A 13415-nucleotide genomic window follows, 5' to 3' on the forward strand; every position below is an offset into this window, starting at 1 on the left:
TCCGCACCGGCACCGGCCACGATGAGGTGCCGGTTGCGCTACTCGATCACCCGGTGGGTGCCGTCGCGCACGGTGCCGACGAATTCCTCCACCAGGTCCTCGAGCGCCACGATGCCGACCGTATTACCGCGATTGTCGACCACACGTCCGAGATGGCTGCTGGTACGGCGCAACCGGGCCAGCGCCTCGAAAAGCGGTGTGCCGGCCAGCACGGTCGGCAGCGGGCGGATATCGGTGCGGGGGATCGGGGTGCTCGGGCCCGCACTGTCGTCGGCGACCAGGTCGAGCACATCTTTGACGTGCAGGTAGCCGACCAGGGAGCCGTCGTCGGCGGACACCGGGTACCGGGAGAACCCGGTTTCGGCGACCGCGGACTCGATGTCACCGAGGGTGGTGCCGTTACCACGCAGCGGCACCGTCCGGGTGGTGTCCAGCCCCACCATGACGTCGCCGACGACCCGTTCGGAGGTGCCGAGCGCCTGGGTGAGCCTGCGGTGTTCCTCCTCGTCGAGCAACCCCTCCGAGCGGGACTCGCCGATCATCTCGGCCAGCTCCACACTGGAGACTGTCGCGTCGAGTTCGTCCTTCGGCTCGATGCGCAGCATCCGCAGCGACAGGTTCGCCGCCAGGTTGTAGATGGCGATGAGCGGTCTGGCCAGGCGCAACCACAGCAGGTGGATCGGCACCAGCAGCAGCGCCGTGCGCTCGGGCCCGGCGAGGGCGATGTTCTTCGGGATCATCTCACCGAACAGGATGTGCAGCACCACCACGATGGCCAGTGCGATGGTGAACGCCACCGGATGCAGCAACTGATCGGGCAATCCGGCCAGATGGAACGGGCCCTCCAGCAGATGCGCGACCGCGGGCTCACCGACCCGGCCCAGCAGGATCGAGCAGATCGTGATGCCCAGCTGGGCCGCCGCCAGCATCATCGACAGGTTCTCACCCGCCCGGATGACGGTGGTGGCATTGCGTTTGCCCTGTGCGGCAAGGGCTTCCAGGCGGTCCCGGCGCGCCGAAATCAGCGCGAACTCGGCGCCGACGAAGAAGGCGTTACCGGCCAGCAGCACGATGGTGAGCGCGACTCCGAACAGATCACCGCCCATGGTCGGCCTCCTGTCCGTCGAGCACATCGGCGGTGACCGGGATCAGCCGCACCCGGTCCACCCGCCTGCCGTCCATCCGCTCCACCCGGGCCAGCCAGCCGCCCTGCCTGTCACCCGGATGACGTTGATGTGGTCGCGGATCAGGTAGCACCACGACGTCACCGGCCTCCGGGATCCGTCCCAGCCGGATGAGCACCAGCCCGCCGAGAGTTTCGTATTCCCCTTCGGGCGCTTCGTAACCGGTGGCGCGGGAGACCTCGTCGATGCGCAGCAGACCCGAGCAGTCCCAGCCGTCGGAGACCCTCCGCACGTCGCGTTCCTCTTCGTCGTGCTCGTCGCGCACGTCGCCGAGGATTTCCTCGATCACATCTTCCATGGTGACCAGCCCTGCGGTGCCGCCGTACTCGTCGACTACCAGCGCCACCTGCATGCCGTCGGCGCGGATGCGTTCGAGCACCTCGTCACCGTCGAGGCTGGCCGGCACGATCGGCACCGGCCGGGCCAGCAGATGCAGGGCAAGTCCGCGCCGGGATTCGGCGGGGACGGTGAACGCCTGCTTGACGTGCACCACGCCGAGGGTGTTGTCGAGATCGCCATCGATCACGGGGAACCGGGAGAAACCGGTGCGGCCCGCGGCGGCGATGAGATCGGGAATCGTGTCGGACTTGTCGAGCGCCTCGATCTTCACCCGCGGCGTCATCAGTTCCTCGGCGCTGCGTTCGCCGAATTCCAGCGAGCGGTCCATCACCTGTGCGGTGCGCTGATCGAGGGCGCCGCGCTGGGCCGAGGTACGCACCAGCGAACCCAGTTCCTGCGGCGAACGCGCCGACCGCAACTCCTCGGCCGGTTCCACGCCGAGGCGGCGAACCACCCAGTTGGCGGTGCCGTTGAGGAAATGGATCAACCACTTGAACACCACCGAGAACGCGACCATCGGGCCCGCGGTCATGCGGGCGGTGCCCATCGGGGCGGCGATGGCGATGTTCTTGGGCACCAGCTCGCCGTAGATCATCGACAGCGAGGTCGCCAGGATCAACGCCAGCGCCAGCGAGATGCCGCGGGCGGCACTGTCGGCGAGGCCGACGGCCGAGAACACCGGCGTCAGCAGCCGCGCCAGCACCGGTTCGGCGATATAGCCGGTGATCAGGGTGGTGATGGTGATACCGAGCTGGGCGCCGGACAGCTGGAACGACAGCGTGTGATGGGCTTTGCGGACCATGCGGGCCCGGACGTCACCGTCGCGGGCGTGCGCTTCGACGGTGCTGCGTTCGAGGGCGGTGAGGGAGAATTCCGCGGCGACGAACAGCGCGGTCCCCGCGGTCAGTGCGATGAAACCGATCAGGCTGAGCACGGTGAGCACGACGGACACGGTCAGCACCACCCGGGCCTGTGCTGGGCGGGCACGGTCGTGCGTACTGCGGTGAGCTGGACGGCTGCGGGATGGAGGACGCCGGGTTGGTCACCCGGCTCGATAGAGGAGCCCTCCTGTGCGGCGTCCTCGGACGCGGGTGACAACTGGTTCCTTTCGCATGGGGAATGGGGGCCGGCGGTGCCGGCAACCCTTATGCTACCGGCCCACGCGACGCTCGCGTGGGCCGGTCCGCGGTTGATTCACCAACCACTGGGCAGCGGACGGCCTTCGGCGAATCCGGCGGCGGACTGCACCCCGAGCACGGCCTTGTCGTGCAATTCGGCCAGTGAGCGCGCACCCGCATAGGTGCACGCGCTGCGCACGCCCGAGCAGATGTGGTCGATGAGGTCCTCGACGCCGGGACGTTCGGGGTCCAGCCGCATCCGCGAACTGGAGATGCCCTCCTCGAACAGCGCCTTGCGGGCCCGGTCGAAGCCGCTGTCGGCGGCGGTGCGGGCGGCCACGGCACGCTTGGAGGCCATGCCGAAGCTTTCCTTGTAGGCGTTGCCGTCACGGTCGATGCGCAGGTCGCCGGGGGATTCGTAGGTGCCGGCGAACCAGGAGCCGATCATCACGTTCGACGCGCCCGCGGCGAGTGCGAGGGCGACGTCACGCGGGTGGCGCACGCCGCCGTCGGCCCAGATGTGCACCCCGAGTTCGCGCGCGGCGCGCGCGCATTCGGCGACGGCGGAGAACTGCGGGCGGCCGACACCGGTCATCATCCGGGTGGTGCACATGGCGCCGGGGCCGACACCGACCTTGATGATGTCCGCGCCCGCCTCGGCCAGATCCTTGGTGCCCTGCGCCGAGACGGTGTTGCCCGCCACCAGCGGCACACCCAGCCCGAGATCGCGGATGGCGCGCAGGGTTTCGAGCATCTTCACCTGATGGCCGTGCGCGGTGTCCACGACCAGCAGGTCGGCGCCGGCGTCCACCAGGGCCTTGGCTTTCGCGGGGACGTCACCGTTGATGCCGACGGCGGCGGCGATGCGCAGCTTGTTCGCGGCGTCGACGGCGGGGGTGTAGATGCCGGTGCGGATGGCGCCGGTGCGGGTGAGCACGCCGGCGAGAGTCCCGTCCTCGTCGAGCAGTACGGCCAGGCTCGCGTGCGCGGCCTCGAGCAGGTCGAAGATCTCGCGCGGGGCGGCGGTGACGGGTGCGGTGACGAAATCGGTGGCGGCCACATCACGCAACCGGGCGAACCGGTCGACGTCGGCGCAGGCGGCCTCGGTGACCACGCCGACCGGGCGGCCGGTCTCGTCGACCACCACCGCGGCGCCGTGCGCGCGCTTGTGGATCAGCGCGACGGCCTCCGACACCGACTGCTCCGGGCTGAGCGTGACCGGGGTGTCGGCGGTCAGCGAGCGGCTCTTGACGAAGGCGATGGTGTCGGCGGCGGCATTGTTGGGCAGGTCCTGCGGCAGCACCACGATGCCGCCGCGGCGGGCCACGGTTTCGGCCATGCGGCGTCCGGCCACGGCGGTCATGTTCGCCACGACGATGGGGATGGTGGTGCCCGACCCGTCGGTCGTCGACAGGTCGACGTCGAACCGCGACGCCACATCCGTCCGGTTCGGGACGAGGAAGACGTCGTCGTAGGTCAGGTCGTACGGCGGCTGATGTCCAGGGAGAAACTGCACTGCACCGATGGTAATCGCGACGCACCGAATGTGCGTCGTTCTGGTCGCGGACGGGGATCGGCCGCGCGCGGCCCGGCGGGAACGGCGCGCTCACGCCGGTGGTTGCGCCGTAGGCCTGGGTGCGCGATGGTCGACCCGGGCCCCGGATGTGCCCTGCCGCCGCCGAGGAAGGGATCGCCGTCATGTCGTTCACCGAGGACGAGCTCGCCTATCTGCGGTCGCAACCGCTGGCCCGGGTCGCCACCCTGGGCGAGGGTGGTCAGCCGGACGTGGTGCCGTTGGCGTTCGAATTCGACGGCGCCTACTTCTGGATCGGCGGCGTCGGCGCGTCGGTGCTGGACACCCGCAAGTTCCGCAATATCCGGGCTGGTCGGCGGAAGGTGGCGCTGGTGGTCGACGATGTGGTGTCGATGGAGCCGTTCGTCACCCGCGCGATCCGCGTCTACGGCGAGGCCGGCGACCCCGTCGAGCGGGTCGGCATGGTGGGCCCGGGCATCTTCGTCCCGATCACACCGACGGCGTCGTGGAGCTGGAACATGGCGGGCGAGCCGGCGGGGGAGACCTGGTATCCGGCGCGGAAGGCGGTACACAGCAGGCCCCGGTGAGCCGCTCAGTTTGCGCGGCGGTTGCGGCTCGGCCTGGAGCGCCCCGAATTTCCGGTGTGGCGCCGTGATTTCCCGGGCGTGTCGCGGGGTTTGCCGGGGCGTGGGGGCGTAGACGACCTTGCCGGTACTTCTGCGGCGGGCGGCGGGACCGGGACGCCCGGCGGTGTGCGGGCGCCGGTGAGGCGGCGCAGGAGCCGATCGCCGGGCGCGACAGTGGCCTCGGCGGCCTCGATGCCGGCGCGGCGGGTGAGGGCGGCGAGCTCGGCGCGCTGGTCTTCGGTGACCAGGGTGACGACCGTCCCGGTGGCGCCGGCGCGGGCGGTGCGGCCGGCGCGGTGCACGTAGTCCTTCGGGTCGGCGGGCGGGTCGACGTGCACCACCAGCGAGATGTCGTCGACGTGGATACCGCGGGCGGCGACGTCGGTGGCTACCAGCACCGGCACCGTGCCGTCGGCGAACGCGGCGAGCACGCGGTTGCGGTTGTTCTGGGATCTGCCGCCGTGCAGGGCCTGGGCGTCGACCCCGACCTCGCGCAGCCGCGCGGTGAGCTTGTCGGCGCCGTGCTGGGTGCGCACGAACAGCAGGGTGCGGCCCTGGCGGGCAGCGATTTCGGCGATGACCTCGCGTTTGTCGGCCTTGCGCAGATGCAGCAGGTGGTGGGTCGCGGCGGGGGCGGCCGCGTCGGCCTCGGGCAGCGGATCGGCGCGGTGGGTCACGGGATCGCGAAGGTAACGGCGCACCAGTTCGTCCACCGCGTCGTCGAGGGTGGCCGAGAACAATAGGTGCTGACCGCCCTCGGGCACCTGGTCGACCAGCGCCCGCACCTGCGGCAGGAAGCCGAGTTCGGCGAGGTGGTCGGCCTCATCGATAGCGGTGATGCGCACCGCATCGAGTGAGAGCGCCTGCTGGGCGATCAGATCGGCGAGCCGCCCGGGCGTGCCGATGAGCAGGTCGACGCCGCGGGCCAGGCGTTCGGCCTGACGTTTGATGGGCAGCCCACCCACGGCGGTGCCGAGGCGAAGACCCAGCGCGAGAGCCGCCGGATCCAGCGCGGCCTCGATCTGCACGGCCAGCTCACGGGTCGGTGCGAGGACTAGTCCGCGCGGCCGCTTCGGCGCCGAGGGCGCACCGGCCAGGCGCACCAGCATGGGCAGACCGAAGGCGAGGGTCTTGCCGGACCCGGTGGGGGCCCGGCCGAGTACATCGCGCCCGGCGAGCACGTCCGGGATGGTCGCCGATTGGATCGGGAACGGCGCGCGGATACCTTCGCGGCCCAGCGCGTGCACGAGCACGACCGGCAGCCCGAGCGCGGCGAAGGTAGCCGGGGCGGTGGACGGTTCAGGCACGGAACAGCCGAGTCAGCTCGACCAGCCACGGAATCGCGACGGCCAGCGTCGGCACCACCAGAATCGCGATCGAACCCAGATAGGCGGCGGCCGCGATCTTCATATCGCCGAGCGGCCCGGACAACCGCTGAATCCGGATGAGCGTGCTCGGACCGCCGACGGCCAGCGCGCCCTGCGGCGCCGTCGACTTCGAACAGGCCACCAGCGCCCGCGCCAGCGGCTTGGGTCCGGTCACCTTGACCGCGGAATCGTCGGCGAGCAGCTCGATCAGCAGCTTCACCGAATCGAGCGCGGACTTGCTGCGCACGAAACGGGGGAAGGCCTCATGGGCCGCGGTGAACGCCTCGAGCACCAGATCGTGGCGGGCCCGCAGATGCGAACGTTCGTGGCTGAGGATCGCGGTGAGTTCACGCTCGTCCAGGTTGTCCAGCGTCCCCGCGCTCACCACCACCCGCTGACGCAGGCCGGGAAGGCAGTAGGCGATGGGTTCGGACGCGGCGAGCACCCGGATATCGGCGGCGCGGCGTTCGGGGCCGCTCTGGTCGAGCAGGTCCACCAGCATGCGGTGGCGAGCGCGGCGGCGCCGGGTGTGCACGCCGACGCGGATCGCGGCCCAGATCAGTCGCGCGCCGATCATCAGCGTCAGCGCGAACACGAACACGTAGGCCAGCCACAGCGGCAGCCCGAGCGCGTCGATCTCGTCGGTGGGTGAGGTGGTCGGGCGCCCGTCCTCGCCGGGTACCAGCAGCTCACTCGCGATCGCCAGCCCGGAACCGAAGGCGCTGAGCACGGCGGCCAGCGCGATCGCCTGCCACAGCACCAGCGCGGCCCGGGGTGTGCGATAGGTCCACTTCGACCGGGCGAGCAGGGCTGGGGCAGGCCCAGCGAGAAGCAATGCGAGACCGGCGAAGACCGGCGCGGTTGCGTTCATCGACTCAGCTCACTGCGTTGTGGGGCCAGGGGTCGAAGACACTGCGGTCACGGCGACGGTGCGGTGTCCTCATCTGCTTCGAGCTTAGCGAGTGCCTCGCGCAGCGCCGCAGCCTCGTCCTTACCGACCTGTTCCACGAAGTGCACCAGGGCGGCGGCCTTGCTGCCCGCTTCCTCGGCCTGCTGCAACGCATCGACCATGAGGCTGGCCACCAGCTCGTCGCGGGTATGCACGGGAGCGTACCGATGGGCGCGGTCATCGCGCCGCTGAACCACCAGGTTCTTCTTCGCCAAACGCTGCAGAACAGTCATCACCGTGGTGTACGCGAGCTCGCGGCGCGCCGACAGCGCTTCGTGTACCTGCCGGACCGTTTGCGGTTCGTCGGCCGACCACAGTTGGTCCATGACCGCTTTCTCGAGTTCACCAAGTCCTGCCATTCCACAATTTTACGGACTCAACGACGCGGATGCGTACTACAGGGTGTCGTAACTGACTGGTAGCTGGTGTGGTATTGGTCATACTCCGTCGCCGGCGGCCTCGGCGGCGACCGGTCCGCCCGCCGTACCGAGCACATGCCTGGTGCCGATCGGCACGATCATCGGCCGCCCCGACATCGGATCCTCCAGCACCGTGGCCTCGAGCCCGAACACCTCGCGCAGCAGCTCGGCGTCGATGATGTCGGCCGGTGCGCCCTTGGCGATGATGCGCCCGTCGCGCATGACGATCAGCTGGTCGCTGTAGCGGATGGCGAGGTTGAGATCGTGCAGCACCATCACCACGGTGCGGCCGAGTTCGTCGTGCAACCGGTCCACCAGATCCAGCACCTCGAGCGAATGCGCCAGATCGAGGTAGGTGGTCGGCTCGTCGAGCAGCAGGATGTCGGTGCCCTGGGCCAGCGCCATGGAGATCCAGGCGCGCTGACGTTGACCGCCGGACAGTTCGTCGAGCGAGCGATGCGCCAGATCGGCGATGCCGGTCTGCTCGAGGGCAGTGAGCACCTCGGATTCGTCGGTGGCCGACCACTGCCGGATCCACGACTGATGCGGATGACGTCCGCGCGCGACCAGATCGGCCACGGTCAGTCCTTCGGGCGCGACCGGCGTCTGCGGCAGCATGCCGACGATGCGCGCGACGTCCTTGGTCTTCATCGACGAGATCGCCTTGCCGTCCAGCAGGACCTGCCCGGCGCTGGGCTTCAGCAGCCGGCCCAGCGACCGCAGCAGGGTGGATTTGCCGCACCCGTTCGGTCCGATGACGGTGGTGATCACGCCGGGTGCGATGTCCAGACTCAGTCCGTCGACGATGACCCGTTCGCCGTAGCCGAGCGTCACGCCGTCGGCGGAGAGCCGATGCGAGCCGTTCTGCGGGGCTTGTCCGGTCTTCACAGCGTGGCCTTCCGATTCAAACGAATGAGCAACAACAGCAGGAACGGGCCGCCGATGGCCGCGGTCACGATGCCGACGGGCAGTTCGACCGAGAACAGCGTGCGCGAGACGATATCGGCGCCGACTACCAGGATCGCACCGATGACCGCCGAACCGATGAGTGGTTCACCGGGCGTGCGCAGCACACGGCGGGCGATCTGCGGCGCGGCGAGCCCGACGAACGCGACCGGTCCGACCGCAGCTGTGGCCACGGAAGCCCCGATCACCGCCGCGCCGATGAGCACCGCCTGCTGGGTCTGGATCCGCACGCCGAGCACGCGGGTGGTGTCGGTGCCCAGCCGCAGTGCGGCCAGCGTGCGGGCCGAACCGACGGCCACCACGACCACCACGGCCAGCGCGATCGCGGCGGGAACGAGTTTGGAGTCGTCGGCGGAGTTGAGCGAGCCGGTCAGCCACAGCTGGGCGCGGGCGGCGTCCTGGAGTTCGGCGCGGGTGAGCATCCAGTTGATCGCCGACAGCAGCAGCGAGTTCACGCCGACGCCGATGAGCACCAGTCGCATCACCGTCACCCCGCTGCCGCCGAGCGGGTTGCGTCCCCAGGCCAGCAGATAGATGACGGCCGCCGTGCCGAGCCCGCCGATCATGGCGGCGACGGGGGTGCCGAGCGAGATCGCCCAGCCCGTGGTCGCGCCGCCGGTTCCGACCATCACCGCGACGGCGCCGAGCGCGGCCCCGGAGGTGATGCCGAGGAAGTCCGGCGCGGCCAGCGGATTGTGCAGGATCGACTGGGTGATGGCGCCGGCGATCGCCAGTGCCGCACCGACCACGACGGCGGTCAGGGCGCGCGGCAGCCGGGATTCGAACACGATGAAACGCTGCGAGCGGCTGCCGCCACCGGCCAGCACCTCGAGCACCTTGCCGAAGCCGAGGTTGGTTTGCCCGATGGCGACGTCGAGGCAGAACAAGCCGAACAGCGCGACGGCGAGTACGGCGATGATCACGACCATCCGGGGCCGCAGCACCAGCGATACCGGGCCCCACCGCAGCGCCGGACGCAGCCGGGGTTCGGTCGCCTGTTCGGCCTTGGTCAGCGAGATGGTCATACGCTCACCAGCTTCCGTCGCCGGACCAGTGCGATGAAGAAGGGCGCTCCGACCGCGGCAAGCATCACGCCCACCTGGAGTTCGCCCGGTCGCGCGACCACGCGGCCCGCGGTATCGGCGATCAGCAGCACCAGGGCGCCGAACAGACCCGAGTAGGGGATCAGCCACCGGTTGTCGGGTCCGGTGAACACCCGCGCGATATGCGGAACGACCAGGCCGATGAACGCGATCGGCCCCACGGCCGCGGTGGCGGCGCCGCACAGCAGCACCACCGCGGTCAGGCCGAGTGCGCGACTGCGGCCGATGTGCACGCCCAGGCCGCGCGCCACATCGTCGCCGAGGCTCAGCAGATTGAGGCCGGGGGCGGCGATCAGCGCTAGCAGCGCACCGGCGGCGAGGAACGGCAGGACCTGCCAGAAGACCTCGGCGCCGCGCCCGGCGACCTCGCCGACCACCCAGAAGCGGTAGCTGTCGAGCGCGCTGGTGTCCAGGGTGACGATGGCGTTGGTCAGCGCCTGCAGGAACGCCGTCACCGCGGCGCCCGCCAGCACCAGGCTCAACGGGCTCGCCGAGCCCGCGCCGATCGAGGACGCGCCGAACACGATCACCCCGGCGATCAGCGTGCCCGCGAACGCGAACCAGATGTACTGCTCGGGCGCGGTGAAGGCGAACAGGTACATGCTCAGCGCCGCGAGGAACGCCGCACCGGCGTTGAGGCCGAGCAGGCCGGCATCGGCCAGCGGGTTGCGGGTGTAGCCCTGGATCAGCGCACCGGCCATGCCGAGCGCGAGCCCGGTGACGAGCGCGAGGACGGTGCGCGGCAGCCGCAGCCCGCGCACGATCTCTTCCTCGGTGGACAGGGCCGCGCAACTGAATGGCCCGTCCGCGCAGGACAGGGCGTGGTCGAGGGCGTCGTAGACGGTGGCCGGGGCCAGCGATCGGGTTCCGATCGCGACGCTGGCGATCAGCGCCAGTCCCAGCAGCGCAAGGAGCAGCAGGAGACCGGTGATACGACGCCGCCTCATGGTCGCAAGGGCGGTCACGGCGGCGAAAGACTCCTCACTGTGTTCGACGCAATACTTGCTAGGTCTGGTAAGGCTAACCTATCTTCCGAGTGACACCGCGACGGAGTCCACCCCGAGGAGGTTCGATGCCCGAACTCGCGACCACCGGCACGTTCCGTGCCACCCAGCCGGCCTTCGGGCGCGCCTGTACCCGGCTGCGGGCATTGCAACCGGAGCATCCGCGAGTGTATGCCGTCGCGGCCATGGCAGAACAAGGCAAACGCCGCTGGTGGCGGCTGGCCGACGGGCTGCGTGAGGGCAGGATCGAACTCATGTACCGGCGCCACGCCGCCGAGATGATCAGCGCCGACATCGCCGCGGAAGTCGTTGCCACCGCGCTCATTCACGCCGTGCTCGGCCGGGTGGTGGCGCTACTGGTGGCCGAGGGCAGGGCCTGGGATCCGGGCCTGGAGAACCTCTGGATCCACACCGACAACGACGGCGGCATCGACTGGGCGGGCCTGGTCGACACCACCATCCGCGCGCTCGACGACGATATGCGCCCGGGGGAGCAGGGCGTGGTCGGATTGCCGTGCGAGGAGGCGATGTTCGTCTGGCTGGCCCATCGCTGCGAGCCGTCGCTGACCCTGATCCAGGAGTGCCTGACCCGGTGTGCGGGCTTGAGCGCCCGCCGTTTCTGGAGTCTGGTCGGCGAATCCGTCTCGGGCGCGGCGACATACGTGCCCGACCTGGCGCGCACCGACCCCGCGGTCGGCATGCGCCGTGGTCAGGGGCTGCTGATGGCGCTCGAGGAGCGCGGGCTGCCGGTGCGCCGGGCGACGGGTGCGCTGGTCAGGTAGGTCCGCGGCGCGATGACCATGCGCCGAGGGTGTCCGGGTGGGCCGGCGGCTCGGGCCGCGATGCGGGACCGAGGTGTCCGGCGCCCCGGCGGAGCCTGCTAGCGGGCGGGAGCCGATCGGTCGAGGGCTGCCGCACCGACGGCGGCCTGCATCGCGACCCCGTCGACATAGGAGTGCTTCTCCTTGACGGCGCCGTCCTCGACCAGGACGAAGTCCGCCAGATCGACGGCCACCGGATGGCCGGTCGCGGAGGTGCCTCGCAGCTGCCAGCGCACCACCCAGAAGTCGTCGCCGACGCGCAACGAGACCAGATCGAATTCCAGGTCGGGCACCAGGGCGAACGTTCCCGCGGCGGCCTGGCGGATCGCGGCCCGGCCTCTGGCCGGTTCCTGGCCCGAATGCAGGTGGAATATCGAGTCCTCGGTGTGCAGGGCGACGATCCGGTCGGGATCGCGGTCGGCCCAGCAGGCGTGATAGCGCTGGAACAGGTCTCGGGTTGCGGTGCTCATGGCGGTGAACTCCTGTCGGGGTGCGTCGGGGCAATCCGCTGTCGGCCCGGCGGATCCGTTGGCCGGCGCCGGAATTTCCGTGCAGATCGCGGACATCCAGTGTCAGCGCCGCCGGCCCTCGGTGGCGACGGGCGCACGCCCCTGCTTCGGGCATTCCCGATGTGCACCCGCACAACGAGAATTAGACTCGGCCGGGTGACCTGGGATCCCGCCGCCGATCCCGCCGCGTTGCTGTCGGGACTGCGGGCGGACTTGGCCGCCGTCTCCGAAAGAGTGACCGCCAGAATCGAATCCGACGAGCAGGATTACAGCGCCGCCGCGCTGGATCACGACGAACTGGCAGCGGTCGTGACCGGCAATATCGACTCCATGCTCGACGCCATCGCGGGCCTGCCGTATTCGCTCGAGCCCGCCCGCCGCACCGGACGGCTCAAGGCCGAGCGCGGCGTCTCGCTCGACAGCCTGTTGCACGCCTTCCGTCTCGCCGGATTGGCGTTCTGGGAGATCATCGCCGAACGCGCCGACCAGGCCGACGGACCCGCGCTGTCGCGGCTGTCCACGGTGGTGTGGGCGACCGTGGACGAGTATTCGCTCGCCGCGGCCGAGGCCTACCGCCACCTCGTGGCCGCCGAGGACGAGCGGCCCATGGCACGGCTGTTGCGGGCATTGCTCGATCCCGCTCTACCGGCGGCCCGCCGCGCGCGCCTGTGTGAACGGCTGGGCCTGCCTGCCAAGGGCGCGTTCACCATCCTGGTCGGCGAGGTGCGCCTCCCGACGGCCGGCGTGACGACAGTCCGGACCGCGGTGGCCGATGACCGGGTGACCCTGGTCGCCGCGCGGACCCCCGAGGCCCTCGACGATGCCGTGCGCCGTGTGCGGTCCCGGGCGGGTGCCAGCAAACCGTTCGACGATCTCGCCGCCGCGCCGAACGCACTCGACCAGGCACGCCTGGCCTTCCGATGCCTCGGCCCTGACGATATCGGCGTCCACCGGTACGCATCCTCGCCGGCGCGTGCGTTGATCGCGGCCCACCCCGAGCTCGCCACCGATGTCCTCTCCGACACGCTGACCGCCTTCGACGGACTCCGCCCCGACGACGCCGCCGATCTCATCCGCACCCTGTCGGCCTGGTTCGAACTCGCCGGCTCGACCGCCGCGGTCGGGCAGCGCCTGCACCTGCACCGCAATACCGTGCTGCACCGGCTCAAACGCGTCGAAAAGCTCACCGGCATCACGCTGTCGGTGCCGGCCGATGCCGCCCTGCTGTACCTGGCCGTGCAGGCCCGGCTGCTCGGGACGCCCGGCAACGGGTTGCCCAGTTAGGTAAGCCTGACCTATACTCGGTTCCGGCGTACGGATCGCGCGAGAGTCCCGAGGGCTGCGGTGACCCCCGATCCATTGCCGCGACGGGCTCCACTCCGGTGGAGCCCGTCGCTCTGTCGCGGCCCCCGATAAGCGGGACGTGCCGCGATCGGCCGGGATCGGTGGTGTAAAGGTGGATCCATGACCCAACAG

13 protein-coding genes are annotated in these 13415 nt (G+C 70.3%); 3 read left to right on the forward strand and 10 right to left on the reverse strand.

Features of this window, described 5'->3' with window-relative positions:
* Positions 1 to 38: 38 nt before the first annotated feature.
* From FEK34_RS14065 to FEK34_RS14075, 3 genes are all read right to left on the reverse strand, one after another.
* Positions 39 to 1106 carry a hemolysin family protein gene (locus FEK34_RS14065; RefSeq protein ID WP_138448317.1) on the reverse strand — a complete coding sequence of 356 codons (1068 nt, stop codon included), beginning with the start codon at positions 1104 to 1106 and terminating at the stop codon, positions 39 to 41.
* Entirely contained in the window at positions 1096 to 2475 is a 1380-nt protein-coding gene (locus tag FEK34_RS14070; protein WP_138448586.1) for a hemolysin family protein, read from the reverse strand. Before FEK34_RS14070 ends, FEK34_RS14065 begins: the two co-directional genes overlap by 11 nt.
* A 242-nt stretch (positions 2476 to 2717) precedes the next feature.
* The gene (locus FEK34_RS14075; protein ID WP_138448318.1) at positions 2718 to 4157 is read right to left on the reverse strand and encodes a GuaB1 family IMP dehydrogenase-related protein; all 1440 of its coding nucleotides are present in this window, start codon (positions 4155 to 4157) and stop codon (positions 2718 to 2720) included.
* 182 nt (positions 4158 to 4339) lie between these two features.
* Between FEK34_RS14075 and FEK34_RS14080 the strand changes: the two genes are divergently transcribed.
* On the forward strand, positions 4340 to 4762 hold the full coding sequence (locus FEK34_RS14080; protein WP_138448319.1) for a PPOX class F420-dependent oxidoreductase: 423 nt from the start codon (positions 4340 to 4342) through the stop codon (positions 4760 to 4762).
* 5 nt (positions 4763 to 4767) lie between these two features.
* On the opposite strand, the gene FEK34_RS14085 is transcribed toward FEK34_RS14080, so the two are convergent.
* From FEK34_RS14085 to FEK34_RS14110, 6 genes are all read right to left on the reverse strand, one after another.
* On the reverse strand, positions 4768 to 6108 hold the full coding sequence (locus FEK34_RS14085) for a DEAD/DEAH box helicase (RefSeq protein WP_138448320.1): 1341 nt from the start codon (positions 6106 to 6108) through the stop codon (positions 4768 to 4770).
* Positions 6101 to 7039, reverse strand: coding sequence for a M56 family metallopeptidase (locus FEK34_RS14090; protein WP_138448321.1), 939 nt, complete (start codon positions 7037 to 7039; stop codon positions 6101 to 6103). The genes FEK34_RS14085 and FEK34_RS14090 overlap by 8 nt, the downstream gene beginning before the upstream one ends.
* Positions 7040 to 7086: 47 nt before the next feature.
* Positions 7087 to 7476, reverse strand: coding sequence for a BlaI/MecI/CopY family transcriptional regulator (locus tag FEK34_RS14095; RefSeq protein ID WP_036536516.1), 390 nt, complete (start codon positions 7474 to 7476; stop codon positions 7087 to 7089).
* A 78-nt stretch (positions 7477 to 7554) separates the two neighbouring features.
* On the reverse strand, positions 7555 to 8424 hold the full coding sequence (locus FEK34_RS14100) for an ABC transporter ATP-binding protein (protein ID WP_138448322.1): 870 nt from the start codon (positions 8422 to 8424) through the stop codon (positions 7555 to 7557).
* Positions 8421 to 9527 carry a FecCD family ABC transporter permease gene (locus FEK34_RS14105; RefSeq protein WP_138448323.1) on the reverse strand — a complete coding sequence of 369 codons (1107 nt, stop codon included), beginning with the start codon at positions 9525 to 9527 and terminating at the stop codon, positions 8421 to 8423. The genes FEK34_RS14100 and FEK34_RS14105 overlap by 4 nt, the downstream gene beginning before the upstream one ends.
* Positions 9524 to 10570 (reverse strand): FecCD family ABC transporter permease, encoded by a 1047-nt coding sequence (locus FEK34_RS14110; protein ID WP_138448324.1) that lies wholly within the window; start codon positions 10568 to 10570, stop codon positions 9524 to 9526. Before FEK34_RS14110 ends, FEK34_RS14105 begins: the two co-directional genes overlap by 4 nt.
* Positions 10571 to 10677: 107 nt before the next feature.
* On the opposite strand from FEK34_RS14110, the gene FEK34_RS14115 reads away from it, so the two are divergent.
* A complete protein-coding gene (locus tag FEK34_RS14115; RefSeq protein ID WP_138448325.1) occupies positions 10678 to 11391 on the forward strand; it encodes a hypothetical protein in 714 nt (237 codons plus the stop codon).
* A gap of 98 nt (positions 11392 to 11489) precedes the next feature.
* Here FEK34_RS14115 and FEK34_RS14120 read toward each other — a convergent pair whose 3' ends face one another.
* Positions 11490 to 11900 carry a nuclear transport factor 2 family protein gene (locus FEK34_RS14120; protein ID WP_138448326.1) on the reverse strand — a complete coding sequence of 137 codons (411 nt, stop codon included), beginning with the start codon at positions 11898 to 11900 and terminating at the stop codon, positions 11490 to 11492.
* 195 nt (positions 11901 to 12095) lie between these two features.
* On the opposite strand from FEK34_RS14120, the gene FEK34_RS14125 reads away from it, so the two are divergent.
* Positions 12096 to 13223, forward strand: coding sequence for a PucR family transcriptional regulator (locus FEK34_RS14125; RefSeq protein ID WP_171048216.1), 1128 nt, complete (start codon positions 12096 to 12098; stop codon positions 13221 to 13223).
* Positions 13224 to 13415: the final 192 nt, after the last annotated feature.

The sequence above is a fragment of the Nocardia cyriacigeorgica genome (assembly GCF_005863245.1).
GTDB lineage: Bacteria > Actinomycetota > Actinomycetes > Mycobacteriales > Mycobacteriaceae > Nocardia > Nocardia cyriacigeorgica_C.

What these genes read in the sequence shown, in the direction of transcription:
- FEK34_RS14120 (WP_138448326.1), bottom strand. Translation starts at nt 11,900, where the DNA reads ATGAGCACCGCAACCCGAGACCTGTTCCAGCGCTATCACGCCTGCTGG.
- FEK34_RS14095 (WP_036536516.1), bottom strand. Translation starts at nt 7,476, where the DNA reads ATGGCAGGACTTGGTGAACTCGAGAAAGCGGTCATGGACCAACTGTGG.
- FEK34_RS14090 (WP_138448321.1), bottom strand. Translation starts at nt 7,039, where the DNA reads ATGAACGCAACCGCGCCGGTCTTCGCCGGTCTCGCATTGCTTCTCGCT.
- FEK34_RS14080 (WP_138448319.1), top strand. Translation starts at nt 4,340, where the DNA reads ATGTCGTTCACCGAGGACGAGCTCGCCTATCTGCGGTCGCAACCGCTG.
- FEK34_RS14115 (WP_138448325.1), top strand. Translation starts at nt 10,678, where the DNA reads ATGCCCGAACTCGCGACCACCGGCACGTTCCGTGCCACCCAGCCGGCC.
- FEK34_RS14065 (WP_138448317.1), bottom strand. Translation starts at nt 1,106, where the DNA reads ATGGGCGGTGATCTGTTCGGAGTCGCGCTCACCATCGTGCTGCTGGCC.
- FEK34_RS14105 (WP_138448323.1), bottom strand. Translation starts at nt 9,527, where the DNA reads ATGACCATCTCGCTGACCAAGGCCGAACAGGCGACCGAACCCCGGCTG.